The 24,053-nt window shown below is 44.8% G+C and carries 24 protein-coding genes; 13 read left to right on the top strand and 11 right to left on the bottom strand.

Features of this window, described 5'->3' with window-relative positions:
- Positions 1 to 31: 31 nt before the first annotated feature.
- Positions 32 to 787, bottom strand: a complete 756-nt coding sequence (locus F0231_RS04350) for a DUF1853 family protein (protein ID WP_171758500.1) — start codon at positions 785 to 787, stop codon at positions 32 to 34.
- A gap of 90 nt (positions 788 to 877) precedes the next feature.
- On the opposite strand from F0231_RS04350, the gene F0231_RS04345 reads away from it, so the two are divergent.
- Positions 878 to 1,636, top strand: a complete 759-nt coding sequence (locus F0231_RS04345) for a Nif3-like dinuclear metal center hexameric protein (RefSeq protein ID WP_171758499.1) — start codon at positions 878 to 880, stop codon at positions 1,634 to 1,636.
- A gap of 236 nt (positions 1,637 to 1,872) precedes the next feature.
- Here the strand turns inward: F0231_RS04345 and F0231_RS04340 are convergent, their stop codons facing one another.
- From F0231_RS04340 to F0231_RS04315, 6 genes are all read right to left on the bottom strand, one after another.
- Entirely contained in the window at positions 1,873 to 2,403 is a 531-nt protein-coding gene (locus tag F0231_RS04340; RefSeq protein ID WP_171758498.1) for a chromate transporter, read from the bottom strand.
- A gap of 2 nt (positions 2,404 to 2,405) precedes the next feature.
- On the bottom strand, positions 2,406 to 2,975 hold the full coding sequence (locus tag F0231_RS04335; RefSeq protein ID WP_171758497.1) for a chromate transporter: 570 nt from the start codon (positions 2,973 to 2,975) through the stop codon (positions 2,406 to 2,408).
- A gap of 8 nt (positions 2,976 to 2,983) precedes the next feature.
- Positions 2,984 to 4,597: a gamma-glutamyltransferase gene (ggt, locus tag F0231_RS04330; RefSeq protein WP_171758496.1), complete on the bottom strand. Its 1,614-nt coding sequence runs from the start codon at positions 4,595 to 4,597 to the stop codon at positions 2,984 to 2,986.
- Positions 4,590 to 6,257, bottom strand: a complete 1,668-nt coding sequence (locus tag F0231_RS04325; RefSeq protein WP_171758495.1) for a tripartite tricarboxylate transporter permease — start codon at positions 6,255 to 6,257, stop codon at positions 4,590 to 4,592. Before F0231_RS04325 ends, ggt begins: the two co-directional genes overlap by 8 nt.
- An 11-nt stretch (positions 6,258 to 6,268) precedes the next feature.
- On the bottom strand, positions 6,269 to 6,751 hold the full coding sequence (locus F0231_RS04320; RefSeq protein WP_171758494.1) for a tripartite tricarboxylate transporter TctB family protein: 483 nt from the start codon (positions 6,749 to 6,751) through the stop codon (positions 6,269 to 6,271).
- A gap of 61 nt (positions 6,752 to 6,812) precedes the next feature.
- The gene (locus tag F0231_RS04315) at positions 6,813 to 7,781 is read right to left on the bottom strand and encodes a tripartite tricarboxylate transporter substrate binding protein (protein WP_171758493.1); all 969 of its coding nucleotides are present in this window, start codon (positions 7,779 to 7,781) and stop codon (positions 6,813 to 6,815) included.
- Between the two features lie 108 nt (positions 7,782 to 7,889).
- Between F0231_RS04315 and F0231_RS04310 the strand changes: the two genes are divergently transcribed.
- The gene (locus F0231_RS04310) at positions 7,890 to 8,546 is read left to right on the top strand and encodes a GntR family transcriptional regulator (protein ID WP_171758492.1); all 657 of its coding nucleotides are present in this window, start codon (positions 7,890 to 7,892) and stop codon (positions 8,544 to 8,546) included.
- A 76-nt stretch (positions 8,547 to 8,622) separates the two neighbouring features.
- Here the strand turns inward: F0231_RS04310 and F0231_RS04305 are convergent, their stop codons facing one another.
- Positions 8,623 to 9,912, bottom strand: coding sequence for a citrate synthase (locus F0231_RS04305; RefSeq protein ID WP_171758491.1), 1,290 nt, complete (start codon positions 9,910 to 9,912; stop codon positions 8,623 to 8,625).
- A gap of 395 nt (positions 9,913 to 10,307) precedes the next feature.
- On the opposite strand from F0231_RS04305, the gene sdhC reads away from it, so the two are divergent.
- The 8 genes from sdhC to sucD all read left to right on the top strand — a co-directional run bounded on the left by sdhC (position 10,308) and on the right by sucD (position 19,930).
- On the top strand, positions 10,308 to 10,700 hold the full coding sequence (gene sdhC, locus F0231_RS04300) for a succinate dehydrogenase cytochrome b556 subunit (protein ID WP_171758490.1): 393 nt from the start codon (positions 10,308 to 10,310) through the stop codon (positions 10,698 to 10,700).
- Positions 10,694 to 11,038, top strand: coding sequence for a succinate dehydrogenase, hydrophobic membrane anchor protein (gene sdhD, locus F0231_RS04295; RefSeq protein ID WP_004413188.1), 345 nt, complete (start codon positions 10,694 to 10,696; stop codon positions 11,036 to 11,038). Before sdhC ends, sdhD begins: the two co-directional genes overlap by 7 nt.
- Positions 11,039 to 12,805 carry a succinate dehydrogenase flavoprotein subunit gene (gene sdhA / locus F0231_RS04290; RefSeq protein WP_171758489.1) on the top strand — a complete coding sequence of 589 codons (1,767 nt, stop codon included), beginning with the start codon at positions 11,039 to 11,041 and terminating at the stop codon, positions 12,803 to 12,805. It abuts the gene before it with no gap.
- A gap of 18 nt (positions 12,806 to 12,823) precedes the next feature.
- Positions 12,824 to 13,534: a succinate dehydrogenase iron-sulfur subunit gene (locus tag F0231_RS04285; protein ID WP_171758488.1), complete on the top strand. Its 711-nt coding sequence runs from the start codon at positions 12,824 to 12,826 to the stop codon at positions 13,532 to 13,534.
- A 92-nt stretch (positions 13,535 to 13,626) separates the two neighbouring features.
- Positions 13,627 to 16,452, top strand: coding sequence for a 2-oxoglutarate dehydrogenase E1 component (gene sucA / locus F0231_RS04280; protein WP_171758487.1), 2,826 nt, complete (start codon positions 13,627 to 13,629; stop codon positions 16,450 to 16,452).
- A gap of 28 nt (positions 16,453 to 16,480) precedes the next feature.
- Positions 16,481 to 17,686: a 2-oxoglutarate dehydrogenase complex dihydrolipoyllysine-residue succinyltransferase gene (odhB, locus tag F0231_RS04275; RefSeq protein WP_171758486.1), complete on the top strand. Its 1,206-nt coding sequence runs from the start codon at positions 16,481 to 16,483 to the stop codon at positions 17,684 to 17,686.
- 205 nt (positions 17,687 to 17,891) lie between these two features.
- The gene (gene sucC, locus F0231_RS04270) at positions 17,892 to 19,058 is read left to right on the top strand and encodes an ADP-forming succinate--CoA ligase subunit beta (RefSeq protein WP_171758485.1); all 1,167 of its coding nucleotides are present in this window, start codon (positions 17,892 to 17,894) and stop codon (positions 19,056 to 19,058) included.
- Positions 19,058 to 19,930, top strand: a complete 873-nt coding sequence (gene sucD, locus F0231_RS04265) for a succinate--CoA ligase subunit alpha (protein ID WP_005476019.1) — start codon at positions 19,058 to 19,060, stop codon at positions 19,928 to 19,930. The genes sucC and sucD overlap by 1 nt, the downstream gene beginning before the upstream one ends.
- A gap of 106 nt (positions 19,931 to 20,036) precedes the next feature.
- Here sucD and F0231_RS04260 read toward each other — a convergent pair whose 3' ends face one another.
- A complete protein-coding gene (locus F0231_RS04260) occupies positions 20,037 to 20,324 on the bottom strand; it encodes a hypothetical protein (protein WP_171758484.1) in 288 nt (95 codons plus the stop codon).
- A 788-nt stretch (positions 20,325 to 21,112) separates the two neighbouring features.
- Between F0231_RS04260 and F0231_RS04255 the strand changes: the two genes are divergently transcribed.
- Positions 21,113 to 21,631, top strand: coding sequence for a GNAT family N-acetyltransferase (locus F0231_RS04255; RefSeq protein WP_171758483.1), 519 nt, complete (start codon positions 21,113 to 21,115; stop codon positions 21,629 to 21,631).
- Here the strand turns inward: F0231_RS04255 and F0231_RS04250 are convergent.
- Both F0231_RS04250 and F0231_RS04245 read right to left on the bottom strand, forming a co-directional pair.
- Complete coding sequence (locus F0231_RS04250; RefSeq protein ID WP_171758482.1) at positions 21,579 to 21,878, bottom strand: DUF3301 domain-containing protein; 300 nt, start codon at positions 21,876 to 21,878, stop codon at positions 21,579 to 21,581. The two genes, F0231_RS04255 and F0231_RS04250, sit on opposite strands and share 53 nt — an antisense overlap.
- 3 nt (positions 21,879 to 21,881) lie before the next feature.
- Complete coding sequence (locus tag F0231_RS04245) at positions 21,882 to 22,919, bottom strand: DUF3549 family protein (RefSeq protein WP_171758481.1); 1,038 nt, start codon at positions 22,917 to 22,919, stop codon at positions 21,882 to 21,884.
- A gap of 77 nt (positions 22,920 to 22,996) precedes the next feature.
- On the opposite strand from F0231_RS04245, the gene F0231_RS04240 reads away from it, so the two are divergent.
- Together F0231_RS04240 and truC are read left to right on the top strand one after the other, a co-directional pair.
- Positions 22,997 to 23,317, top strand: a complete 321-nt coding sequence (locus tag F0231_RS04240; RefSeq protein WP_171758480.1) for a YqcC family protein — start codon at positions 22,997 to 22,999, stop codon at positions 23,315 to 23,317.
- Positions 23,310 to 24,032 (top strand): tRNA pseudouridine(65) synthase TruC, encoded by a 723-nt coding sequence (gene truC, locus F0231_RS04235; protein ID WP_171758479.1) that lies wholly within the window; start codon positions 23,310 to 23,312, stop codon positions 24,030 to 24,032. Before F0231_RS04240 ends, truC begins: the two co-directional genes overlap by 8 nt.
- Positions 24,033 to 24,053: the final 21 nt, after the last annotated feature.

The following is a 24,053-nucleotide window of genomic DNA, read 5'->3' as shown; positions in this document are numbered from 1 at the left end:
CGCTTAAGGGCTGACATTGTGTCGGCCCTTTTTATTTGTTCGGCCAACTATCTGGCACAACAAACCAAAACTGACCACTTTTTGTTTGTGCGTGCACAAACCTTCCATCTGGTTTTTCAATAGGCGTCGTAAACTCCTCTCGTCCAATCGCCCACAAAGGCTTTTCGAGTTCATAAAGTGGCTCTTCAAGCAAATTCCATTGACTCTGGTAACACCAATAGCCATTAATTTGAGTTGGATTGAGCGGATAGCCCAAGCACTCATTCGGTACTTGTTCGGGAGAGAATGGGTTTATATAGAGCCGGCCTTGCATTAAAAGTTGTTCAGTCAATGACTCATATTGAGAGTGCTCGTTACGAAACTCATCGGTGTGACTCATTTTTAGCTGATGACTCAGCATACGGTCTAGTTTCTTATCTAATTGGTCATGAGCATTCGGGCCATACCAAATGCCGTTATGAAGCAGGTAGAATTTGATTGCAACTTCCCAATGCTCAAAACGTTGCTTCTGTTGATTATGAAGGATTAAATCAATGGCACCCAATGTGCGACCACAGGCAGCATTGAGCTGGATCTCCTCAAGTTCAATCTTTAAATATTCGGTGTTTTCGATAACGTGAGTACATAAGTACTGGTATAAAAAGCCTAATCGTGGGTTCCCATCATATTGAAGAGAGTCGCTGAGAGGAGGAATTGTGTCGTTTAAAAAATCAACCATTGGTGGGTGCAGTTCAAATAGGGAAGGGGAGGTAGCTACCCATTGATAAAAGCGTTGTAGTTGGTTCATCCTGATTCCTATTGATTCTGCATTGGGGCCATTGTACCTAGAACTCAGATAGGTATACACTTTGGCAAAAATAATTAATTGGAAGTGACCATGAATAACCTGCAATTGGAAAAGATAATTAACGAGAAGTTATCTCCTCAACTGATTAAAGATTACAGCCCGAATGGATTACAAGTTGAAGGGGCGCAAGAGATAAAGCGAGTTGTGACAGGTGTGACCGCTTCTCAGGCGTTGATTGATAAAGCTGTTGAGTTAAATGCCGATGCATTGCTTGTTCACCATGGTTACTTTTGGAAAGGTGAACCTGAGCCTATTCGCGGCATGAAAGGCAAACGAATCCGCACATTAATCAAAAATGACATTAACTTGTTGGGCTATCACTTACCGTTAGATATTCACCCTGAGCTTGGTAATAACGCAGAGTTGGCAAGACTGCTAGAGATCGAAGTCGAAGGTGGACTTGAAGGTCACCCTCAATCGGTGGCTATGTTCGGTCGTTTAAAGAACCCTGTGACTGGCGCTGAGTTTTCAGAAAGAATCAATAGAGTTTTGAATCGTCAACCGCTGCATATTGCCCCAGAAAATTCAGATAAGATGATTGAAACGGTTGGCTGGTGTACTGGTGGCGGCCAAGATTATATAGAGCTTGCTGCTCAGTATGGTTTAGATGCGTTTATCTCTGGTGAGATTTCAGAGCGTACGACATATTCCGCTCGAGAGCAGGATATTCATTACTTTGCAGCAGGTCACCACGCAACAGAACGTTACGGTATTAAAGCGTTAGGGGAATGGTTAGCAAAAGAGCATGACTTAGAAGTTGAGTTTATCGACATCGATAACCCAGTTTAAAAGTAATACCAACCTAAATAAATATCTGGTCATTCTTGCTTGCTAAAATCGCTAATAGCTTCGTTATAGCTATGTTTTGAAAGAATGGTGTAGGTAGGTCAACTAGCTAGCGGCAATCTATGCCTTGCTCTAAGCGATTTTTTCTGTGCAATTATCTGATCACCTATTTATCCAGATTGGTATAAAAACGCCACTCGACTTGAGTGGCGCTTTTACTCTGTGGGTTGATAAAGAGGTTAACCCATGAATATCGCACCATACGCTAAACCACTGCAGATGACCCAAGTCGGGTGAATCTTTAGTTTTTCGAGTGCGATGGCTGCAAACACAAACAGCAAAGCAAAATGCACGACGCCAGACTCAATGCCAGAAAGCACCAGTTTGTAGCTAAGAATGACCATCAGCGCTGCTATCACGGGCAAAACCCATGCGCTCAGCGCTTTCACTTTAGGCGCATTGCGATATTTGTATAAGATACTCATCGCTACGATCATGATAAGAATCGTTGGTGCTGCAGTTGCAAACACAGCAATAAACGCACCTAGGCTACCACCGACTTCATAGCCTATGTAGCCCGCCATTTTGGTTGCGATTGGGCTTGGTAGTGCATTGCCTAGCGCGAGAACTTCTGCAAAGCGGTTAGCATCCATCCAACCGTAATGACCAACGACTTGAGCCTCAATAAGTGGAATAATCGCAGGACCACCACCGTAGCCAACGATGTTCGGAATAAAGAACGCTAAAAAGATATCAATATAAACCTGCATAATTAGCCCTTCTGCTCGTTGGTTTCTAGTTCAGACTTCTTTTCAGGTTTTATTAATACAGCAACCAAAACCGCTGCAACAATTAAACCTGGGTGAACGCCAAAGCCGAGGATCAATCCTAGAGAACCAACCGCTAGTAGCCCAGTGGCGACTGCGCCGACAGCTTTGTGACCTTTGAGGAAAAAGTCATAACAAAGTTTGGCCATCATCCAAGCAACGATGGGTACGACACCTTGCGCCATACCCGATACCCAAGGGGTATCTCGATATTCATTAAGAAGGCCAAGCCCCGCAATCATAACAATGATCAGTGGAACAATGGTGGCAATCACTGCATTGATACACCCCGTAACACCGCCAACTTTATAACCGATATAGCCTGCCATTTTTGTAGCGATTGGCCCTGGAAGGGTGTTACCAATGGCGAGCACGTTAGAAAACTCTTCGTCTTCCATCCATTGGTAATTATCGACTACCTCTTTATGCACCAATGGAATCATGGTTGGTCCGCCGCCAAAGCCAAAAATTCCAATGCGGAAGAATGCATTAAACAAATCAATTTGTGTTTTCATTACTGCCTCTAGAATGCTGCAATTGAGCCATCAGTACGAGCTTCTGTGCCACCACACAATACGCCTGTCAGTGGATCTTTTACGATAATCTGACCACGGCCATAAGTGGTGTAATCTGATGCGACTTGGACCTTATGCCCTTTGCGCAGCATGCCTGTCACAATATGATTCGGCATCGCTTGTTCTAAGCCGATATTCATATCACCCATCCACTGCCAGCGAGGGGCATCAAGCGCAGCTTGCGGGTTTAAGCCAAAGTCGATCATGTTCATGACGACCTGCATATGCCCCTGAGGCTGCATAAAACCGCCCATTACACCAAACGGGCCAACAGGTTGATCACCTTTAGTGATAAATCCAGGGATAATGGTATGGTAGGTTTTTTTATTTGGCTGTAGGTAATTATCGTGATTTGGATCGAGTGAGAAGTTTTCTCCACGATTTTGCAACGCAATACCAGTATCTGGAACTACAACACCAGAACCGAATCCGTGGTAGTTACTTTGAATAAACGACACCATGTTGCCTTCGTTGTCTGCAACGGCTAGATACACCGTACCGCCAGCTGGTGGTTTACCAATCGTTGGTTTAATCGCATTGTCGCCAATTAAGTTGCGACGTGTCTGTGCGTATTCGTCAGACAGTAAACCTTCAACAGATACAGACATCTTATCGCGTTGCGTGATGTACGCTTGACCATCAACATAGGCAAGCTTCATCGCTTCACACTGTTTATGGATAGTTTCTAGGTCATCACGGCTCTTGAATTCATCATTTTTTAGCATGTTGAGCGCCATTAACGCGACCATGCCTTGACCATTTGGTGGGATCTCCCACACGTCGTAGCCTTTGTAGTTAACCTTGATTGGGTCAACCCACTCAACTTCATAGCGCTCTAAATCAGACTTACGAATCAAACCGCCTGTCTTTTGTGAAAAGGCATCAATTTTATCTGCGATATCACCGTGGTAGAAGCTGGTTGCTTTAGTCTGGCCAATCGAACGTAGAGTGCTGGCATGACCTGGGCTTGTGAAAAGTTCACCGGGAGTTGGTGCGTTGCCACTTTTTGTGAACATATCAAACCAAGCTTGTTTTACCTCACCTTCTAGCTCTGCATCGAATGTTTGTGCAGCTTTATTCCATAGGAAGCTGATTGTTGGTGAAACAGGGAATCCTTCTTCTGCCAGCTTGGCAGCAGGTTCCATCAGGTCAGCAAAAGGCAGTTTACCAAAACGCTCACTCAATGCAGCCCAAGATGCTGGGATACCAGGTACGGTGACAGGTGTCCAGCCGTAAAGAGGCATCTTGTCATGACCTTGTTGCTCCATTAGTTCTGGTGTCAGTGCTTCAGGCGCAAAGCTTGAGCCATTTAGTCCGTAGAGCTTGTCCTTAACCCATACAATGGCAAATGCATCACCACCGATACCACAGCCTGTTGGTTCTACGACGGTAAGCGCGGCGGCTGTAGCAATCGCAGCATCAATGGCATTACCACCTTGCTTTAAAATGTCTGCACCGATCTGAGCTGCTAGTGGCTGGGAAGTCGCCACCATGCCATTTTTAGCGTAGGTAGCCATACGTTGTGACGAGTATGGATAAGATAATCCGTCATTACTAAGCATTGTTAATTTCCTTTTTTACAACTTTTAAGCTACTCATGTGTTGGTAAAGGTTATAAATGCCAGCTGCAACGATAATTGCAGCGATAACCGAGCGAACAACACCATCCATCATGAATAGAGGAACAGAAAGAGAGAACATCATGATTGGCATAAAGTAACCTGCCCACGCTGCATTAGTGCGTTTACCTTTTTGGTACGCAGGGAAGCATGAAGAGAACAGTGCCAATACAATGAAGAATGCCGACCATGGGCGAGTTAGGAACACCATTAGATCTGAGTCGGTAGACAGCGCTCGTGAGAAGTTCACTTCAGCGATGTGTCCAAGGACTACACCCAAAATCATAGGTGCGAGTGGGAAGCCAAGCCCCTTTAATACGAAACCAACTACACCAAAGATGAATAGCGTCCATATATCTGCTTCTAAGTTGTTTAGCGAAAATACGCCAACTGAGCAGTAAAGTAGGATTACTGACGCCAAAGTGTACATTGGGACACGGGTCACCTGAACAAACGCTTTAAGGCATAGAGACTGCAAACCAACCATAAAGAAGTGGGCAATAAAGAAGGCAATGAAAATACCGTTTGCCAATACAGGTTGTTCACTGATGAAACCAGGGCTTGGAACAATGTTATGAACCATCAATGCGCCTAACATTACTGCTGTAACCACATCACCTGGGATTCCAAGTGCCATCATTGAGATAAGAGAACCGCCAGCCGTTGCGTTGTTTGAAGCTTCAGGTGCGATGATACCATCAGGGTGCCCCTTACCAAACTCTTCTTTTTCTTTAGAAGACTTCCTAGCTTGGTCATATGCCAAAACGTTTGAGATAGAACTGCCCGCAGCTGGAAGAATACCGGTAAATACACCAATTGCACTTGAACGACATAGGTTAACCCAGCTAGACAATACTTGCTTGATAGCCGCGAAGTGATTGATTTTAGTCGCTTGTCCTGTCTCTTTCATTAAAGGCTCTTTCGCTTTATTGCGATCAGAGATGTCTCCTAGTAGCTGAGAGAATGCGAACAGACCAATCAGAACAGGGAGAAACGCGAAACCATCGACTAGAAACTCAGTGCCAAAAGTAAAACGTTCTACGCCATTAAGATCATCAGTACCTATACAGGCAACTAGGAGACCTAAGGCACCTGCAATCAAACCTTTTACGAGGCTGTCGTTAGATAAACTTGCGGTAATCGTTAGGGCAAAAAGAACCAGAGAAAAGTAATCCCATGGGCCAAATTCTAGGCCTATATTTGCAAGCTGCGGAGCGAGTACCACTAATACTACGGCTGAGAAAATACCGCCAAAAAACGAAGCCCAAACACCAAGGCCAAGAGCTAAGCCCGGTTTCCCTTTACGTACTAAAGGAAAACCATCAAATGTGGTTGCAATGGAAGACGGTGTGCCTGGAATACCTGTTAGCATGCCAGACATTAAACCGCCTGATAGGCCACCAACCATGACAGAAATCATCGTTGCTAAGCCTTGAATTGGAGTCATACCGAATGTGAACGGTAGTGTTAATACAATCGCCATTGTGATGGTAAAGCCCGGAACCGAACCCGCGAGCAAGCCACCAAAAGTACCTGCTGCCATCAACATCATAGTGTCGAGTGTGAATAGCTGATTTGCAGCTTCTAATACATCTACAAACATGGATTTTTCCTTTAATACATGAGTGAGTACAACAACTCGCCTTCAGGTAGCATTACACTCAATCCATAAGTGAATACGCCGTACATAACAGCAACACTGCCAATGGCAATACCTAAGTGAATAAACACATACTTCATTGTCTTATGACCAATTGCAGTAAGTACAAGAAACACAAATGTACTTCCGCCGATTAGCATGCCAAGGAAAGGAAGTGAATAAACAAAACCTGCAAACAAAGCAAAAACAATCACAACATTACGAGGGAAAAAGGTTTTCCAGTTGAAGGACTCTTTTTCTTCTTGAGTCGGCTTAAGAGAAGTTAGAAAGTAGATAGCACATAAAGTTGTCAGAACAGACAATACGATGGTTGGCCAGATATTTGAGGTGATAGTGCCGTAGTTTGTGCGTTCGATATCACCTAATGCGTTGATAAACACACCACAGCCCAACAGTAGCATTAAACTAACAACGCTATCCTTGTTGATAAGATTCATACCTGCTCTCCCTAACAAGTAATCGAATTAAAGAGGGCGGATTTCCCCGCCCTTAAAAGAGTTACTTAACGTTGTAGATACCAACTTGCTTTGCAAGCGCTTCCCATGAACCAAACTCGTTACCTAGTGCTGCAGCATAATCATTCGAAGCTAGGAATTTCACCTCAGTACCTTTAACACGTAGCGTTTCTTGTACCTTAGGGCTATTTACTGCCTTTTCGAATAATTCTTCGTAATGAGTAACGATTTTAGAGTCAGTTCCTTTTGGAAGTGCGATACCACGACGAACGCCGAATTCAACATCGAAGCCTTGCTCCTTCGCTGATGGAACTTCTGGAAGTTGGCTTTGACGGCCTTCAGACGTAGTGGCTAGCAGCTTGATCGCGCCTGTTTCTACGTTTTTACGAGAAGAAGTTAAGTTCGCTAGACCGATATGAGCATTACCTGAAAGTAGGGCAGTGGTACGCTCACGTGTACCATCGTAAGAGACATGGCGGAATTTAACGCCTAGTGCATCTTCTAGCATTAGCATGGTGTAGTGAGAAGTCGAGCCCAACGAACCGGCTGCAACGACGGAGTTTGGATTTTGTTTTGCGTAAGATTGAAGTTCAGCCAGCGTAGAATACGGCTGCTGACCATTTACACCGATGTACTCAGCAGTCTCAGTAAGTTGCGCAACTGGTTGATATCCATCCCAATTTACTTTAGCCTGACCGCCAAGGTAGCTCGTCATAACCGATTGGTGGATGGCAAGTAGCTCACAGCCATTTTTACGAGATTTTAAGAATTTCTTGGAACCTTTGTTGCCACTGCGTCCTGGCATGTTAACAACTTGCAATTTTGGCTTCGCACCTTGAGCATTTGCTTCTTCTACGATTGTGCGAAAGATAATGTCGGTACCACCACCTGCACCCCATGGAACAATCAGTTTAGCGGTGTTACACGGTAGTTTAACGTCGTCTTGAGCAAAAGAAATTGTTGAAACAGAACCCAAAATAGCAGCAATCGCGAAAGAATATTTAAATTTCATTAACACATCATCCTTGTATTTATGTACTTTTTAAAAATAATCGATTATTTTTAAAGTGTGCAACAAATAAACCACATGGTGTGTAACTAGTCAATAAGGAAATTGCCTTTGTCACAAACTAAAAGCGCAATCATTTATGAACGTATCAAACGTGAATTATCTGAAGGAGTACTGCAGCCAGGGCAAAAGCTCAATATCTCGCATTTGAAGAATGAGTATGATGTAAGCTTGACACCGCTGAGAGAAGCATTGAGCCAGCTATCTGCCCAGGGGTTACTTGAACAGCAAATCAATAAAGGGTTTTCGGTCCCTAAATTGAGTTATCGAGATATTCTAGAGATTCGACAAACCCGTATACTGGTTGAAACCGAAGCATTACGTTTGTCATTGAACAGTGGCGATATGGATTGGGAGTCAAAATTAGTGGCTGCTCACTACCGTTTAGAACGACTTCGACTATCGGTTGATCATCTTGATGCGTGGAGTGAAGCGCATGAAGAGTTTCATTCAATTTTGCTGTCGGGAGCTGATTCCACTTATCTTATCGATTTCTCTAAAAGGCTTGGAACGGCACTTGATAAATATCGCCGAATTTCTGATCCGGATACAGAAGTGCGCGCTCAGCTCGATAGGCAACACAAGCAATTGTTGGATCTGGCGTTAAGCAGAGATATAGAGGGAGCTGTTGAAGTGTTAACGTCACACATCGTCTTGTCATGCCAATCTGCGGTCGATCAGTTAACAGAACATAGTCCTATCGTATAAGACTAAGAAACTAGTGATATAAAAAAGAAAAGCCCTATAAAGGGCTTTTTTTGTATTTACGAAAACGTATTACTGACTATTCACGCTCATGAAGAGGTGAGAACTCACGCTGAACTTCACCAGTGTATAGCTGACGAGGACGACCGATACGGTTTAGTGGGTCGCTGTGCATTTCGTTCCAGTGAGCAATCCAACCGATAGTACGAGAAATCGCGAAGATAACCGTAAACATTGAAACAGGGATACCGATTGCTTTAAGAATGATACCTGAGTAGAAGTCTACGTTAGGGTATAGCTTCTTAGAAACGAAGTATTCGTCAGATAGAGCAATACGCTCAAGTTCCATAGCTACGTCTAGTAGTGGATCTTTGATGTTTAGCTCTTTAAGAACTTCGTGACACGTTTCGCGCATTACTGTCGCACGCGGGTCGTAGTTCTTGTAAACGCGGTGACCAAAGCCCATCAAACGGAATGGGTCTTCTTTATCCTTCGCACGTGCAACGTACTCTGGAATATTCTCTACGCTGCCGATCTCTTCCAGCATCTTCAGACATGCTTCGTTTGCGCCGCCGTGAGCTGGGCCCCAAAGAGAAGCGATACCTGCTGCAATACACGCAAATGGGTTTGCACCAGATGAACCAGATAGACGAACAGTTGACGTTGAGGCGTTTTGCTCGTGGTCTGCGTGAAGAGTAAAGATCTTATCCATTGCTTGAGCAACAACAGGGTTAACGTCGTACTCTTCACATGGATTTGCGAACATCATGTGCAGGAAGTTTTCTGCATAGTTCAGATCATTACGTGGGTAAATGAACGGCTGACCGATAGTGTACTTGTAACACATTGCTGCAAGCGTCGGCATTTTTGAAAGCAGACGGTAAGCAGCAATTTCACGGTGCTCGTCGTTGTTGATATCTAATGAATCGTGGTAAAACGCAGCCAGTGCACCAACGACACCACACATAACGGCCATTGGGTGAGCATCACGACGGAAGCCGTGGAAGAAACTTGCAATTTGCTCATGGACCATTGTGTGACGAGTCACGGTTGTTTTGAACTGCTCGTACTGTTCACGTGTAGGGGCTTCACCGTATAAAAGGATGTAACATACTTCTAAGTAATCAGCATTGTTAGCCAACTGATCAATAGGGTAACCGCGGTGCAGAAGGATGCCTTTACCGCCATCAATGTAGGTGATTTGGGATTCACAAGATGCAGTGGCAAGAAAACCTGGGTCGAAAGTGAAATATCCATTTGCTCCCAGTTTACGAACATCAATCACAGGTGTGCCTAGGGCACCTTCCATAATCGGCAGCTCGATAGGCGCTTGACCTTCAACATGAAGGATAGCTTTCTTATCTGCCATAACAATCTCCTTTGTTTATTATTTAATCCGTCCAGGATGTTTGTGTGACATTTTTGTACGTGTCTTCGTTATCAAAGTCAATTTTTCTCCTCTGATGTGTGCACTTGTTATTATTTTTTAAATGTAAAACGTTAAAAATCTGGTCTGTGTAGCAAAAATTGTTACATCAATTGTATTAGAATGTTGCCAGCCGTATAGTGGCACCGTCAATTTTGGTGGAAACCTTATAAATTCAAGGCTTGAAACAATTGTGAGGTGAAGTTTTAATCCTTGTTGTTAACAAAATTTTTACAAAATACCTGGTCATTTGATGGGGTTGGATGTTAAATAAATGTTAACTTTTGCAGGTTTGCAACCAAAATTCGTTCATAACTATAAATGCTCAATGGAGCTGAGTGAGCAAGCCCGTGAAAGAAAGAAAGTCAAGACCTGTTAATTTAGATTTACAGACCATCCGCTTTCCGATCACAGCAATCGCATCTATTTTACACCGTGTATCCGGTGTGATTACGTTTGTCGCGGTCGGGATCCTACTTTGGTTACTATCCATTTCCTTATCCTCTCCTGTTGGTTACACACAAGCAGTTGACATCGTCGACGGCTTCTTCGTGAAGTTTATCTTGTGGGGAATTCTAACGGCATTGGCCTATCACATTGCAGGTGGTATCCGTCACCTTCTGATGGATTTAGGTCATTTTGAAGAGCTGGAATCTGGCGCAATGAGCGCTAAGGTTGCATTCGCAGCGACAGCCGTTCTGTCACTACTAGCGGGGATCATGGTGTGGTAAAACATATTTCATCTTTTGGTCGTAATGGTGTACACGATTTCTTGTTGATTCGTGCTACAGCGATCATTATGACGCTATACACAATTTATCTGGTGAGCTTTTGTGCTTTCACCGATATCTCTTACGTATCTTGGACTCAGTTCTTTGGTGGCACATTCACCAAAGTGTTCACGATGCTGGCACTTGTATCTGTTCTGATTCATGCATGGATTGGTCTATGGCAGGTTCTTACTGACTACATTAAGTGCGCTAAGCTTCGTGGCGGCCTACAGTTAGCGGTTATTGCTGTGCTGTTTGGTTACTTCTTCTCTGGTCTATTTATTTTGTGGGGTGCGTAAGTGTCTATTCCAGTTCGCGAATTTGACGCCGTTGTAATCGGCGCTGGTGGTGCAGGTATGCGTGCTGCACTACAAATCTCTGAGCAAGGCCTATCATGTGCATTGCTTTCTAAAGTATTTCCAACACGTTCACATACTGTTTCTGCTCAAGGTGGTATTACGGTTGCTCTAGGTAACGCGCACGAAGACCACTGGGAACAGCACATGTACGATACGGTTAAAGGTTCTGACTACATCGGTGACCAAGACGCTATCGAATACATGTGTAAGAACGGCCCTGAATCAGTTATTGAACTTGAGAAAATGGGCCTCCCATTCTCTCGTTTCGACAACGGTACTATTTACCAACGTCCTTTCGGCGGTCAGTCAAAGAACTTTGGTGGTGAGCAAGCGGCTCGTACAGCAGCGGCGGCTGACCGTACAGGTCACGCACTTCTACACACGCTTTATCAACAGAACATCAAGCACAAAACAACCGTATTCTCAGAGTGGTATGCACTAGATATCGTTAAGAATGAAGATGGTGTAGTGCTTGGTTGTACTGCTCTATGTATGGAAACTGGCGAAGTTTGTTACTTCAAGTCTAAAGCAACCATCCTTGCTACAGGCGGTGCTGGTCGTATTTACGCATCGACAACGAATGCGCACATTAATACTGGTGATGGTGTTGGTATGGCGCTACGTGCAGGTGTTCCAATGCAAGACATGGAAATGTGGCAGTTCCACCCAACGGGTATCGCTGGTGCAGGTGTTCTTGTAACAGAAGGTTGTCGTGGTGAAGGTGGTTACCTTCTTAACAAAGATGGCGAACGCTTCATGGAGCGCTACGCGCCTAACGCGAAAGACCTAGCTGGTCGTGACGTTGTTGCTCGTTCAATGATGATCGAAATCCGTGAAGGCCGTGGCTGTGATGGTCCATGGGGGCCACACATTAAACTGAAACTGGACCACCTAGGTAAGGAGACGCTAGAGTCACGCCTACCTGGTGTTTGTGAACTGTCTCGTACATTCGCTCACGTTGATCCAGTGAAAGAGCCAATCCCTGTAATCCCTACATGTCACTATATGATGGGTGGTGTACCAACTCAGGTTTCTGGTCAGGCTATTAAGCAAGACGAAAACGGCGCTGACGTTGAAGTACAAGGCCTATTCGCTTGTGGTGAAATTGCTTCTGTATCAGTACACGGTGCTAACCGTCTTGGTGGTAACTCGCTACTAGACTTGGTGGTATTTGGCCGTGCGACAGGTTTACACCTAGGTGAAACTCTAGCTAAGCAAGCTGATGCTAAGCCAGCAACTGAAGCAGACATTGAGCGTTCACTAGAACGTTACAACCGCTGGGAAAACAGCACTGAGGGTGAAGACCCTGCTCAAATCCGTAAAGACTTACAGCAATGTATGCAGAACAACTTCTCGGTATTCCGTGAAGGTGATGCAATGGCGAAAGGCCTAGAAGAGCTGAAAGTGATTCGTGAACGTCTGAAGAACGCTCACCTTGCTGATAAATCAACAGAGTTCAACACACAGCGTATTGAGTGTTTAGAGCTAGAAAACTTGATGGAAACAGCTTACGCGACAGCGGTTGCGGCTAACTACCGTACAGAAAGCCGTGGTGCACATGCTCGTTTTGACTTCCCTGACCGTGATGATTCGCAGTGGCTATGTCACTCAATCTACAACCCAGAAACGGAAGCGATGGCTAAACGTGATGTAAATATGGAACCGATTCATCGTGAAGCGTTTCCGCCTAAAGCACGTACGTACTAAGGAAAGGAGGACATTATTATGAAACTGAATTTCTCTTTGTACCGTTACAACCCAGATGTTGACCAAAAGCCGTACATGAAAGACTACACGCTAGAGGTTGATGAAGGTTCGGACATGATGCTACTAGATGCGTTGATCCTGCTGAAAGAGCAAGATCCAAGCATCGCGTTCCGTCGCTCTTGCCGTGAAGGTGTTTGTGGTTCTGATGGCTTAAACATGAATGGTAAGAATGGTCTGGCGTGTATCACACCACTTTCTGCACTACAAGCAGACAAGATCGTGATTCGCCCGCTTCCAGGTCTACCTGTCGTGCGAGATCTTATCGTTGACATGACACAGTTCTACGATAACTATGCGAAAGTTAAACCTTTCTTGATTGATGACGGCGCATTGCCACCATCAAGAGAGAACTTACAAACACCAGATGAGCGTGCTCATTTAGATGGCCTGTACGAATGTATCATGTGTGCATGTTGTACAACGTCGTGCCCATCTTTTTGGTGGAACCCGGACAAATTCATTGGTCCAGCAGGTTTACTTGCCGCTTACCGTTGGTTAATTGATAGCCGAGATACAGCAACAGATGAACGTCTATCAAATCTTGATGATGCATTTAGCGTTTTCCGTTGCCATGGCATCATGAATTGTGTAAGTGTTTGTCCTAAGGGATTAAATCCGACGAAAGCGATTGGTCACATCAAGACGATGTTGGTTAACCGCTCTGTCTAATTAACAAAAAATTGCCGACCTAATTTGGGTCGGCTCTTAATAGCTCGGCGTAAGACCGAAGCAAACGTGAAAACTACTGGTTAAGGGAAAATATGCACAACGGCGTGATGAAGGCATGGCTCGAGTCTTCACACTTGGCTGGCGCCAATGCAACGTATGTAGAGGACCTCTACGAACTGTATCTAAGTGACCCCGATCTGGTTAGTGAGGAGTGGAAACGTGTATTTGATGGTTTACCTAAGCCATCAGAAGAAGTGGTTGAACAACCGCATTCACGTGTCCGTGACTACTTCAGACGACTCGCTCAAGAAACAAAGCATTACAGTGTCCAGGTTAGTGATCCAGATGTCGACGCTAAACAAGTTAAAGTACTCCAATTAATCAATGCTTACCGATTCCGTGGACACGAAGCGGCACAGCTTGACCCTCTTGGTTTATGGCAACGTCCACCTGTGGCGGAGCTAGACCCAGCATTCCACAATCTTAATGAAGATGACCTAGAAGAGTCATTCAACGTTGGTTCATTTGCCATTGGGCAAGAGACCATGCTGTTGAAAGACATCTACTCTGCGCTTAAAAAAACGTACTGTGGATCTATCGGTGCTGAGTATATGCACATGACAGATACAGAGCAGAAACGTTGGATTCAACAGCGTTTAGAATCTGTAGTAGGCCAACCATCATTCACTAACGAAGAAAAACACATGTTCCTAGACGAGCTGACAGCAGCTGAAGGTCTAGAGCGTTACCTTGGGGCTAAATTCCCAGGTGCTAAGCGATTCTCGTTAGAAGGTGGTGATGCACTTATTCCAATGACGAAAGAACTGATTCGTCACGCGGGTAAGAGCGGTATGCGTGAAGTCGTTGTTGGTATGGCTCACCGTGGACGTCTTAACATGTTAGTAAACGTGTTGGGTAAAAAACCACAAGACCTATTTGATGAGTTTGCTGGTAAGCATGACGAGACTTGGGGTACAGGTGATGTTAAGTATCACCAAGGTTTCTCTGCGGATTTCGCAACACCAGGTGGCGACGTTCACCTAGCACTTGCATTTAACCCATCTCACTTAGAGATCGTTAACCCAGTAGTTATTGGTTCGGTACGCGCACGTCAAGATCGTCTAGGCGATAAGACTGGTAGCACGGTACTTCCAATTACTATTCACGGTGACTCTGCAATCGCAGGTCAGGGTGTAGTGGCTGAAACATTTAACATGTCTCAAGCGCGTGGTTTCCAAGTTGGTGGTACGGTTCGTATTGTTGTAAACAACCAAGTTGGTTTCACGACATCAAACCCTAACGATACCCGTTCTACAATGTACTGTACTGATATCGCTAAGATGGTACAGGCACCTATTTTCCACGTTAACGCAGATGACCCAGAAGCGGTTGCCTTCGTTACACGTATCGCACTTGATTATCGTAACGAGTTCAAGCGCGATGTTGTTATCGACCTCGTTTGTTACCGTCGTCATGGTCACAACGAAGCCGATGAGCCAAACGCAACACAGCCTCTGATGTATCAGAAGATCAAGAAACATCCGACACCTCGTAAGCTTTACGCTGACGTGTTGATGGAGAAAGATATTCTGGGTATTGATACAGCGACTCAACTCGTGAATGAGTACCGTGATGCTCTAGACCACGGTGAAGTTGTCGTTAAAGAGTGGCGTCCTATGGCTCTACATTCTGTTGACTGGTCACCATATCTTGGCCACGACTGGGATGTTGAGTGGGACAACAAGTTTGACGCACAACGCCTAATCGAATTGGGTAACCGTTTAACAACGTATCCTGATAGCCATAAGCTGCAAAGCCGCGTAAACAAACTTTACAATGATCGTAAAGCGATGATCAGCGGCGAGAAAGCGGTTGACTGGGGTATGGCGGAAACACTGGCCTACGCAACGATTGTTGATGATGGTAAGCGAATTCGTATTTCTGGTCAGGATTCTGGCCGTGGTACTTTCTTCCACCGTCATTCAGTTCTGCACAACCAGAGCGATGCAAGTACATATGTACCACTTGCTAATATTCATGATAAGCAAGGTCCTTTCCAAGTATTCGACTCAGTCCTTTCTGAAGAAGCGGTACTGGCATTTGAATACGGCTATGCAACGGCAGAACCAAGCGGTCTGACGCTATGGGAAGCGCAATTTGGTGACTTCGCGAACGGCGCTCAGGTTGTGATTGACCAATTTATCTCTTCTGGTGAACAAAAATGGGCTCGTCTATGTGGCCTAACAATGCTGTTACCGCATGGTTATGAAGGTCAGGGACCAGAGCACTCTTCAGCGCGACTAGAGCGTTACCTACAATTGTGTGCTGAGCAAAACATGCAGGTTGTTGTTCCTTCAACACCAGCACAGGTTTATCACATGATTCGCCGTCAGGTTGTTCGTCCTATGCGTCGTCCACTGATTGTGATGTCTCCGAAATCTCTACTTCGCCATCCCCTATGTACATCAACTATGGAAGAGCTTGCGGAAGGTACATTCCAACCAGCAATTCCTGAAATTGACCAACTGGATGCAGCGAAAGTGAAACGTGTTGTGTTCTGTTCAGGTAAGGTTTACTTCGACCTTCTAGAGCAGCGTCGCAACAATGAACAAGATGATGTTGCGATTGTTCGTATTGAGCAGCTGTACCCATTCCCTCTGGATGAAGTAAAAGCCGCAATCGAACAATACACGAACGTTGAAGATTTCGTGTGGTGTCAAGAAGAGCCTCAAAACCAAGGTGCTTGGTACTGTAGCCAACACAACTTCCGTGCTGCAATCCCTGCAGGTGCTGACCTTAAGTATGCTGGTCGTCCAGCTTCAGCATCACCAGCAGTAGGCTATATGTCAGTACACCTGAAACAACAAAAAGCGCTTATTGAAGATGCGCTGAACGTGAATACAAAAACTTCGGACTAAGAACTAGAAGTTAAAGGAAGAAACAGATATGACAATTGAAATTCTGGTTCCAGATTTACCTGAATCTGTTGCAGACGCTACAGTAGCAACTTGGCACAAACAACCTGGTGACGTTGTTGAGCGTGACGAAGTATTGGTTGATATCGAAACTGATAAAGTGGTTCTAGAAGTACCTGCGCCTGAGGCGGGTGTTCTAGAAGCAATCATCGAAGAAGAAGGTGCGACAGTACTTTCTAAACAGCTAATCGCTAAGCTTAAGCCAGGTGCAGTAGCCGGTGAACCAACAACAGACACAACTGAATCTACAGAAGCGTCTCCAGATAAGCGTCACAAGGCTGCGCTGACTGAAGAAAGCAACGATGCGCTAAGCCCTGCTGTTCGTCGTCTGCTTGCAGAACATGGTCTAGAAGCTAGCCAAGTTAAAGGTACTGGTGTTGGCGGTCGTATCACTCGTGAAGATATTGATGCGCACATCGCAAACGCTAAAGCAGCACCTAAAGCAGAAGCGCCAGCGGCAGAAGCACCAGCAGCTGCTCGTAGCCAGAAACGTGTTCCAATGACTCGTCTACGTAAGACAGTCGCGAATCGTCTTCTAGAAGCTAAGAACAATACTGCAATGCTGACAACGTTTAACGAAGTGAACATGAAACCAATCATGGATCTTCGTAAGCAGTACAAAGACCAATTCGAAGAGCGTCATGGTATTCGTCTAGGCTTCATGTCTTTCTACGTGAAAGCAGTAACAGAAGCGTTAAAACGTTACCCTGAAGTGAATGCATCTATCGATGGCGATGACATTGTTTACCACAACTACTTCGATATCAGCATGGCGGTATCTACGCCGCGTGGTCTAGTAACACCAGTACTGAAAGACTGTGACACTCTAGGTTTCGCTGACGTAGAGAAGGGCATCAAAGAGCTAGCAATCAAAGGTCGTGATGGCAAGCTAACTGTTGATGAGCTAATGGGTGGTAACTTCACAATCACTAACGGTGGTGTATTTGGCTCTCTAATGTCGACACCAATCATCAACCCACCTCAATCGGCAATCCTTGGTATGCACAAGATCCAAGAGCGCCCAATGGCGGTGGACGGTAAGGTTGAAATCCTGCCAATGATGTACCTAGCACTGTCTTACGATCACCGTCTAATCGATGGTCGTGAGTCTGTTGGCTTCCTAGTAACGATTAAAGAGTTGCTAGAAGATCCAGCACGTCTGCTATTAGACGTTTAATATCGCTAAAACGTCTAGTTACACAGGGTAGCTAGACGTTCGATAGTTTCAAAGGCTAGACTAGCTCAACTGTCTGGCCTTCACTTGAATCACTGTTTGTTATTGAAATGATTAGTGATTTATTTGAGAAGACCCTACAGATGCCGCAACATAGCGGCGTTATGGAAATAATAATCCCTTAAGGGAAAATAAACGGAATATCAAAATGAATTTGCATGAATACCAAGCCAAACAGCTGTTTGCAGAATTCGGTTTGCCTGTACCAGAAGGTTTCGCATGTGATACACCTCAAGAAGCTTTCGAAGCTGCAGGTCGTATCTCTACTGAAAAGAAAGTTGTTAAGTGTCAAGTACACGCTGGCGGTCGCGGTAAAGCGGGCGGTGTAGAACTACATGACACTAAAGAAGGCGTTAAAGAGTTTGCTCAAAAGTGGCTAGGTAAAAACCTAGTGACTTACCAAACAGATGCAAATGGTCAGCCTGTAACTAAAATCCTAGTTGAAGAAGCGTCTAACATCGCTAACGAACTTTACCTAGGCGCGGTTGTAGACCGTGCAACTCGTAAAATTGTATTCATGGCGTCTACTGAAGGCGGTGTGGACATTGAGAAAATCGCTGAAGAAACTCCTGAGTTGATTCACCAATCTGCGATTGATCCTCTAGTAGGTCCTCAAGCTTACCAAGGCCGTGAACTAGCGTTCAAACTTGGTCTAGTTGGCGATCAAATCAAACAATTCGTTAAGATCTTCATGGGTCTTGGCCAAATGTTCTCTCAGTACGACCTAGCTCTACTAGAGATCAACCCACTTGTAATCACAGGTGAAGGCAACCTTCTTTGTCTAGACGGTAAGATCAACATCGACTCAAACGCGATGTACCGTCAGCCTAAACTGCGTGAAATGCACGATCCATCTCAAGAAGATGAGCGTGAAGCACACGCAGCACAGTGGGAACTAAACTACGTAGCACTAGACGGTAACGTTGGCTGTATGGTTAACGGTGCAGGTCTAGCAATGGGTACGATGGATATCGTTAACCTACACGGCGGCAAACCAGCAAACTTCCTTGATGTAGGCGGCGGCGCAACGAAAGAGCGTGTTGCTGAAGCATTCAAGATCATCCTTTCTGATGACAATGTTAGCGCAGTGCTAGTAAACATTTTCGGTGGTATCGTGCGTTGTGACATGATCGCTGAAGGTATTATCGGTGCGGTTAAAGAAGTAGGCGTAAGCGTACCAGTTGTTGTTCGTCTAGAAGGTACAAACGCAGACCTAGGTCGTGAAGTACTTGCTAATTCTGATGTTGATATCATTGCAGCTGAATCTCTAACAGATGCTGCTCAGAAAGTTGTTGCTGCTGCGGAGGCGAAATAATGTCTGTACTAATTAACAAAGACACTAAAGTAATCTGTCAGGGTTTCACTGGCGGTCAAGGTACATTCCACTCAGAGCAAGCTATCGCATACGGTACGCAGATGGTTGGTGGTGTTTCTCCAGGTAAAGGTGGTCAAACTCACCTAGGTCTACCTGTATTCAACACTGTACGTGAAGCTGTAGAAGCAACTGGCGCAACTGCAACAGTTATCTACGTTCCTGCACCTTTCTGTAAAGACGCAATCCTAGAAGCGATTGACGCAGGTATCGAGCTGATCGTAACGATCACTGAAGGTATCCCAACGACAGACATGATCGACGTTAAAGTGAAGCTAGAAGAGACTGGCGTTCGCATGATCGGTCCTAACTGTCCGGGTCTTATTACTCCAGATGAGTGTAAAATCGGTATCATGCCTGGTCACATCCACAAGAAAGGTAAAGTAGGTATCGTATCTCGTTCAGGTACTCTTACTTATGAAGCAGTTAAACAAACGACAGATGAAGGCTTTGGTCAGTCTACGTGTGTTGGTATCGGTGGTGACCCAATCCCAGGTTCAAACTTCATCGATATCCTAAAACTGTTCCAAGAAGACCCAGAAACAGAAGCAATCGTAATGATTGGTGAGATCGGTGGTACTGCGGAAGAAGAAGCTGCAGCGTTCATCAAAGAGAACGTGACTAAGCCAGTTGTTTCTTACATCGCAGGTGTTACTGCTCCTCCAGGTAAGCGTATGGGTCACGCAGGTGCGATCATTTCTGGTGGTAAAGGTACAGCGGAAGACAAATTCGCAGCACTAGAAGCAGCAGGTGTTAAGACAGTTAAGTCTCTTGCTGACATCGGTAAAGGTCTACGTGAGATCACGGGTTGGTAATCTAACCTGATTCGAATACGAAAAGGCTTGGCATTGTGCCAAGCCTTTTATTTTTGCGCGCTACAAAAGTTTGTCATTCTTTAGAGTGACGGACAGAGAGCGTTATCTATTTCTCTAGCGTTTTTTCTATCGCAACCAATCTAGCAGTCAGATCCGCAACCTGCTTTTCTAGCAGTTCGATACGCTCTGCGTCAGAGCTTTCTTTCTTCGCTGCGACTTCAACCTTAGGGACTCGGTTTGAACTCTTCCAACTTTTTAACGTTGTAATCAAGGCTGGCATCGGAACCGACGTACTTAAGCGCGCTTTCACGAGTGCAACGGTGGGCTCCTTTCCTTCAGCATGCAACTGTTCAAGGATATCTTTTAGCTCTTGGCTAACATCTTGAGTAAGCATAAAACCTCCAAAGTGCTTCTAGTTCACATAATACTTGTCGAGACGAAGATTAGCGAATGGAAAATACAGCAATTGCCTGTGCGAGATCTCTTACAGATACTGTAAGCCAAACTATCTTAAGAACCTTGGTGTTATGCTTGTCTTGGATTTAAGTGATTGAATATTAAGTGTTAATGAACTTGTTTCTAAGTTGTTACGCGAAGTTTTTTTGTTAAGCCAATTGTCTAAAACTAAGTTTCGAGTAAATTAAACCTTGTCGACAGGGAAACGACACGGAACAGGAAACACCAAGGATTGGGAATCTTCAGGAAGAAGATTGGTTTACTAGGAAAGTGAACCAAGCACGGAGCGAAAGGACATTGTAAGGACACAATCACCTATAGGATTTTAGGTGGCAAGGACGGCAATGGACACCTCTAGGACGAGGTAGGATCAGTATCAGGACGATACAAAGGACACCACGTACGGAAAGAGTGAAGTGTGCTAACTAGGATAAGTTAGCTATCAGGAAGATAAGGACACCGCTAGGACGGCGAAAGTAGGATTAGACTGAAGGACGCAGTCACTATTAAGGAAGATGCATGGAGCCCCTTTTGTAGCCGGATAGCTGCGAGTAAGACTTAGACCCCGATACTAACGTGTCGGGGTTTTTCTTAGATCCCACCTTTACTAATAACTCTAATAACAGTGCATTAAAAACAACCTAGATCAATATAGGTTGTGATCAGTTGGTATAAATTTTCGGCTTTGTTTTATAAGACAATTATTGCTGCTTACAAGGATGTGTCATGACTATTGTGACTCGCCGATCGTTATTAGTACCTTATAACGAATCTCTACAATCAGAATTTCTTATGCTCAATTGCTGTGTGATTAACCGTGCAGAGATGAATGGGGCACATACTGTTGCATCTGCTAAAAAGCTATTCAATAAGGTCATGACCGATCGTAATGTGTATGCGATGGCCGTATTGGACAGTGCAACCAGAGACTATATCGGACATGTGTTTATCTCTGATTTAGATAATGACCCCGAGCTTGGTTTTATCTTTGATAAGAACTACTGGGGGAGAGGAATTGCATCAGAAGTGCTTCATGCTTTTTTTCCTAAAGCACTTCGCGATTTAAACTTGACTCACGTGTATGCAACCGCAAACGTCGGGCATGAAGCATCAATCAGTATTTTGCAAAGATTGGGCTTTATTCTCAATGCTCATAAAAAGGATACATTTGGCCCGTATATGGAGTTTGTATTTACATCCGATGAGGTGGAAGCGTCACCTTCGCTAAGTGGAAGCCTTGCATAATAATTTCCGCTTTGTAACAGTCGTCACCTAAAGATGAAAACTCAAACTCATAAACAGTATGCCAACGCCAGATCCCATCTGGCGTTTTTAGTTTATGTCCCTTCAATGCCACACTCACCAGTTGTAAGTCCAATTCCTTACATTTACGCGCTGCAATACTTTTGGCGATTTCAGCTTGTCGTCGCTGTTGCCAAAATAGCAAACAGACAATGGAAAGAGCGAGTATGGCAAAGAGGTCATGAATCATAATCTACGCCTTAGTTGCCTGTTGAAGGCGAATTAGGGCTTGAGCCAACTCTTCTGATGGACTTGAATGTAATAGTGGTAGCAGTACCATTCGTAATTCAGGGAGCATTACAAGGTCGGCAAACAGTTGGTTAAACAGCACTTGGTTGCCAGTTTGCGCTAGCCTTAATAGAAATTGTTCAGCCGTTTTTGCTTCAGCAAGCCAGTGCCAACAGCGTCCTGCAATACCTATTAAGATTTCTTGATGACTTAAGCGTGGGCTAGAGAGTATCGCGTCCACAATCGGTGCCACAATAGCAACGGGCGCGCCAGATAGTGCTCGAGTCAGCGCTGAAAGAAGGAACAAATCAGGTTCGTTATTTTGAATCTCTTTCATGGCCATTTCGGCAATACTCGCGGCGAGCTTATCTGACAGTTCAGTATGCTCTAGCGCGCCTAACAGTGCATAGAGTGGCTCGTTAGGTAAATGCTTAAGAGCTTTACGTAGGTTTACCCCATTTTGTTCTTGGCCCAGACGACTACAAATATCTGTCACCCCTTGCAGTCCGACGGTATGCCATTTGTCCCACTCCATGCCACCTGAAAAATAGTGTTGAGCATGTTCATAGTATTGGCTACAAGGCAGGTCCAATGAAGCGCGAATTTGACTGTGGAATACGGCCATTTTGTCTTCAGCAGGCTTGAAGGTATAAGGGTTGTTTGACAGCTTCTCCTGTTGCTCCTCTGTCATCTCTTGGTTAAGGCGTGTTCCCATTGCTTCGATGACATACTTCAAGAAGTTTCCAACATCGGCTTGCTTGAGTAAGCCTCGTTCATCGAGATCGAACTTTAGAAACCAAATCCAAGGTTGTTTTTGTTCATTCCAATACGCGATGGCGAGATGAGCTTTACGTTGCATCGGATACGGGTAAGGCAGTTGGCCTTTTTCAGTATCGGCAAACGTTTTAGCATCAATTGCCTTGATTCGACGGCCTAGGTCATAAACCTGAAAATGACAGTCGCTATTGGTTAACAGTTGGGTGAGGGTATGAATGGTTTCCATTGGAGAATTTGTCCTAACTTTCTTTCCTATATAGATGGTACTCTTAGGGCAATTTTCAAGGTCAGATAAACAGATTAATGACGAAAGAGAAACAAATATCCGATCTGCTCGTGACTTTAGAGCAAGAGTTGCGTTTATTGGGGTTGTGGTTAAACGAACCGCCAAGTGCAGAAGCATTAAGTAGCCAAGAGCCGTTCGCTGTCGATACCTTAGAGCCGCAAGAGTGGTTGCAATGGATTTTTATTGCTCGTATGCGTTATATGCTGCATCAAGGCATGCCAATTCCTACTCACTTTTCTATGACACCCTATTTCGAAGAGTGTTGGAAACAGCAAGCAAGTTTCGAGTCATTGCTATCGATAATTATACAATTTGATGAGGTCGCTTCAAATGCTTGAGATTGTTTATCAAGATGAATTTTTTGTCGCGGTGAATAAACCTGCGGGGATGCTTGTTCATCGCAGTTGGTTAGATAAGCATGAAACTCAGTTTGTGATGCAAACGCTGCGCGATCAGATTGGCCAACATGTTTTCCCACTGCACCGTTTAGATCGTCCGACTTCTGGTGTGCTTATCTTTGCATTGTCTAGTGAGGTAGCTGCCGAAGTAATGCCAATGTTTGCTAATCATGAGATGGAAAAAACCTATCATGCGATAGTACGAGGCTGGATAGAAGAGGCAGGGCGGTTAGATTACGCGCTGAAGGTCGAGTTGGACAAAATTGCAGATAAGCATGCAAGCCAAGAGAAAGAAGCGCAAGAAGCCATCACAGACTATATGCCTCTGGCTAAGGTAGAAGTTCCGATTTCTACCGGTAAATTTCCGACGACGCGCTACTGCCTAATGGAAATGAAGCCTCTAACGGGTCGTAAGCACCAGTTAAGGCGTCATATGGCTCACCTAAGACACCCAATTGTCGGCGATACGACCCACGGGGACGGTAAGCACAACAAGATGTACCGAGAGGTATATGATTCACATCGATTGTTGTTACATGCATCGAAGCTGGAGTTTGTACACCCTTTTACCAATGAAAATGTGGTGATTAAAGCGGGTGTCGATGACACGTGGTTAAAGCTGTGTGAAGAGTTTGGATGGGCACTGCCTAACTAATTTCAGCATCAATGGAAAAGT

This window comes from Vibrio sp. RE86, from assembly GCF_013114545.1.
In the GTDB taxonomy this organism is placed as follows: domain Bacteria; phylum Pseudomonadota; class Gammaproteobacteria; order Enterobacterales; family Vibrionaceae; genus Vibrio.
Note: the sequence above shows the minus strand (reverse complement) of the source record. Positions and strands in the feature narration are given on the sequence as shown.

Bases quoted from the DNA above. Each gene is read 5' to 3' on its own strand.
- F0231_RS04350 (WP_171758500.1), bottom strand. From the start codon at position 787: ATGAACCAACTACAACGCTTTTATCAATGGGTAGCTACCTCCCCTTCC.
- F0231_RS04345 (WP_171758499.1), top strand. From the start codon at position 878: ATGAATAACCTGCAATTGGAAAAGATAATTAACGAGAAGTTATCTCCT.
- F0231_RS04340 (WP_171758498.1), bottom strand. From the start codon at position 2,403: ATGCAGGTTTATATTGATATCTTTTTAGCGTTCTTTATTCCGAACATC.
- F0231_RS04335 (WP_171758497.1), bottom strand. From the start codon at position 2,975: ATGAAAACACAAATTGATTTGTTTAATGCATTCTTCCGCATTGGAATT.
- ggt (WP_171758496.1), bottom strand. From the start codon at position 4,597: ATGCTTAGTAATGACGGATTATCTTATCCATACTCGTCACAACGTATG.
- F0231_RS04325 (WP_171758495.1), bottom strand. From the start codon at position 6,257: ATGTTTGTAGATGTATTAGAAGCTGCAAATCAGCTATTCACACTCGAC.
- F0231_RS04320 (WP_171758494.1), bottom strand. From the start codon at position 6,751: ATGAATCTTATCAACAAGGATAGCGTTGTTAGTTTAATGCTACTGTTG.
- F0231_RS04315 (WP_171758493.1), bottom strand. From the start codon at position 7,781: ATGAAATTTAAATATTCTTTCGCGATTGCTGCTATTTTGGGTTCTGTT.
- F0231_RS04305 (WP_171758491.1), bottom strand. From the start codon at position 9,912: ATGGCAGATAAGAAAGCTATCCTTCATGTTGAAGGTCAAGCGCCTATC.
- F0231_RS04285 (WP_171758488.1), top strand. From the start codon at position 12,824: ATGAAACTGAATTTCTCTTTGTACCGTTACAACCCAGATGTTGACCAA.
- sucA (WP_171758487.1), top strand. From the start codon at position 13,627: ATGCACAACGGCGTGATGAAGGCATGGCTCGAGTCTTCACACTTGGCT.
- odhB (WP_171758486.1), top strand. From the start codon at position 16,481: ATGACAATTGAAATTCTGGTTCCAGATTTACCTGAATCTGTTGCAGAC.
- sucC (WP_171758485.1), top strand. From the start codon at position 17,892: ATGAATTTGCATGAATACCAAGCCAAACAGCTGTTTGCAGAATTCGGT.
- sucD (WP_005476019.1), top strand. From the start codon at position 19,058: ATGTCTGTACTAATTAACAAAGACACTAAAGTAATCTGTCAGGGTTTC.
- F0231_RS04260 (WP_171758484.1), bottom strand. From the start codon at position 20,324: ATGCTTACTCAAGATGTTAGCCAAGAGCTAAAAGATATCCTTGAACAG.
- F0231_RS04255 (WP_171758483.1), top strand. From the start codon at position 21,113: ATGACTATTGTGACTCGCCGATCGTTATTAGTACCTTATAACGAATCT.
- F0231_RS04250 (WP_171758482.1), bottom strand. From the start codon at position 21,878: ATGATTCATGACCTCTTTGCCATACTCGCTCTTTCCATTGTCTGTTTG.
- F0231_RS04245 (WP_171758481.1), bottom strand. From the start codon at position 22,919: ATGGAAACCATTCATACCCTCACCCAACTGTTAACCAATAGCGACTGT.
- F0231_RS04240 (WP_171758480.1), top strand. From the start codon at position 22,997: ATGACGAAAGAGAAACAAATATCCGATCTGCTCGTGACTTTAGAGCAA.
- truC (WP_171758479.1), top strand. From the start codon at position 23,310: ATGCTTGAGATTGTTTATCAAGATGAATTTTTTGTCGCGGTGAATAAA.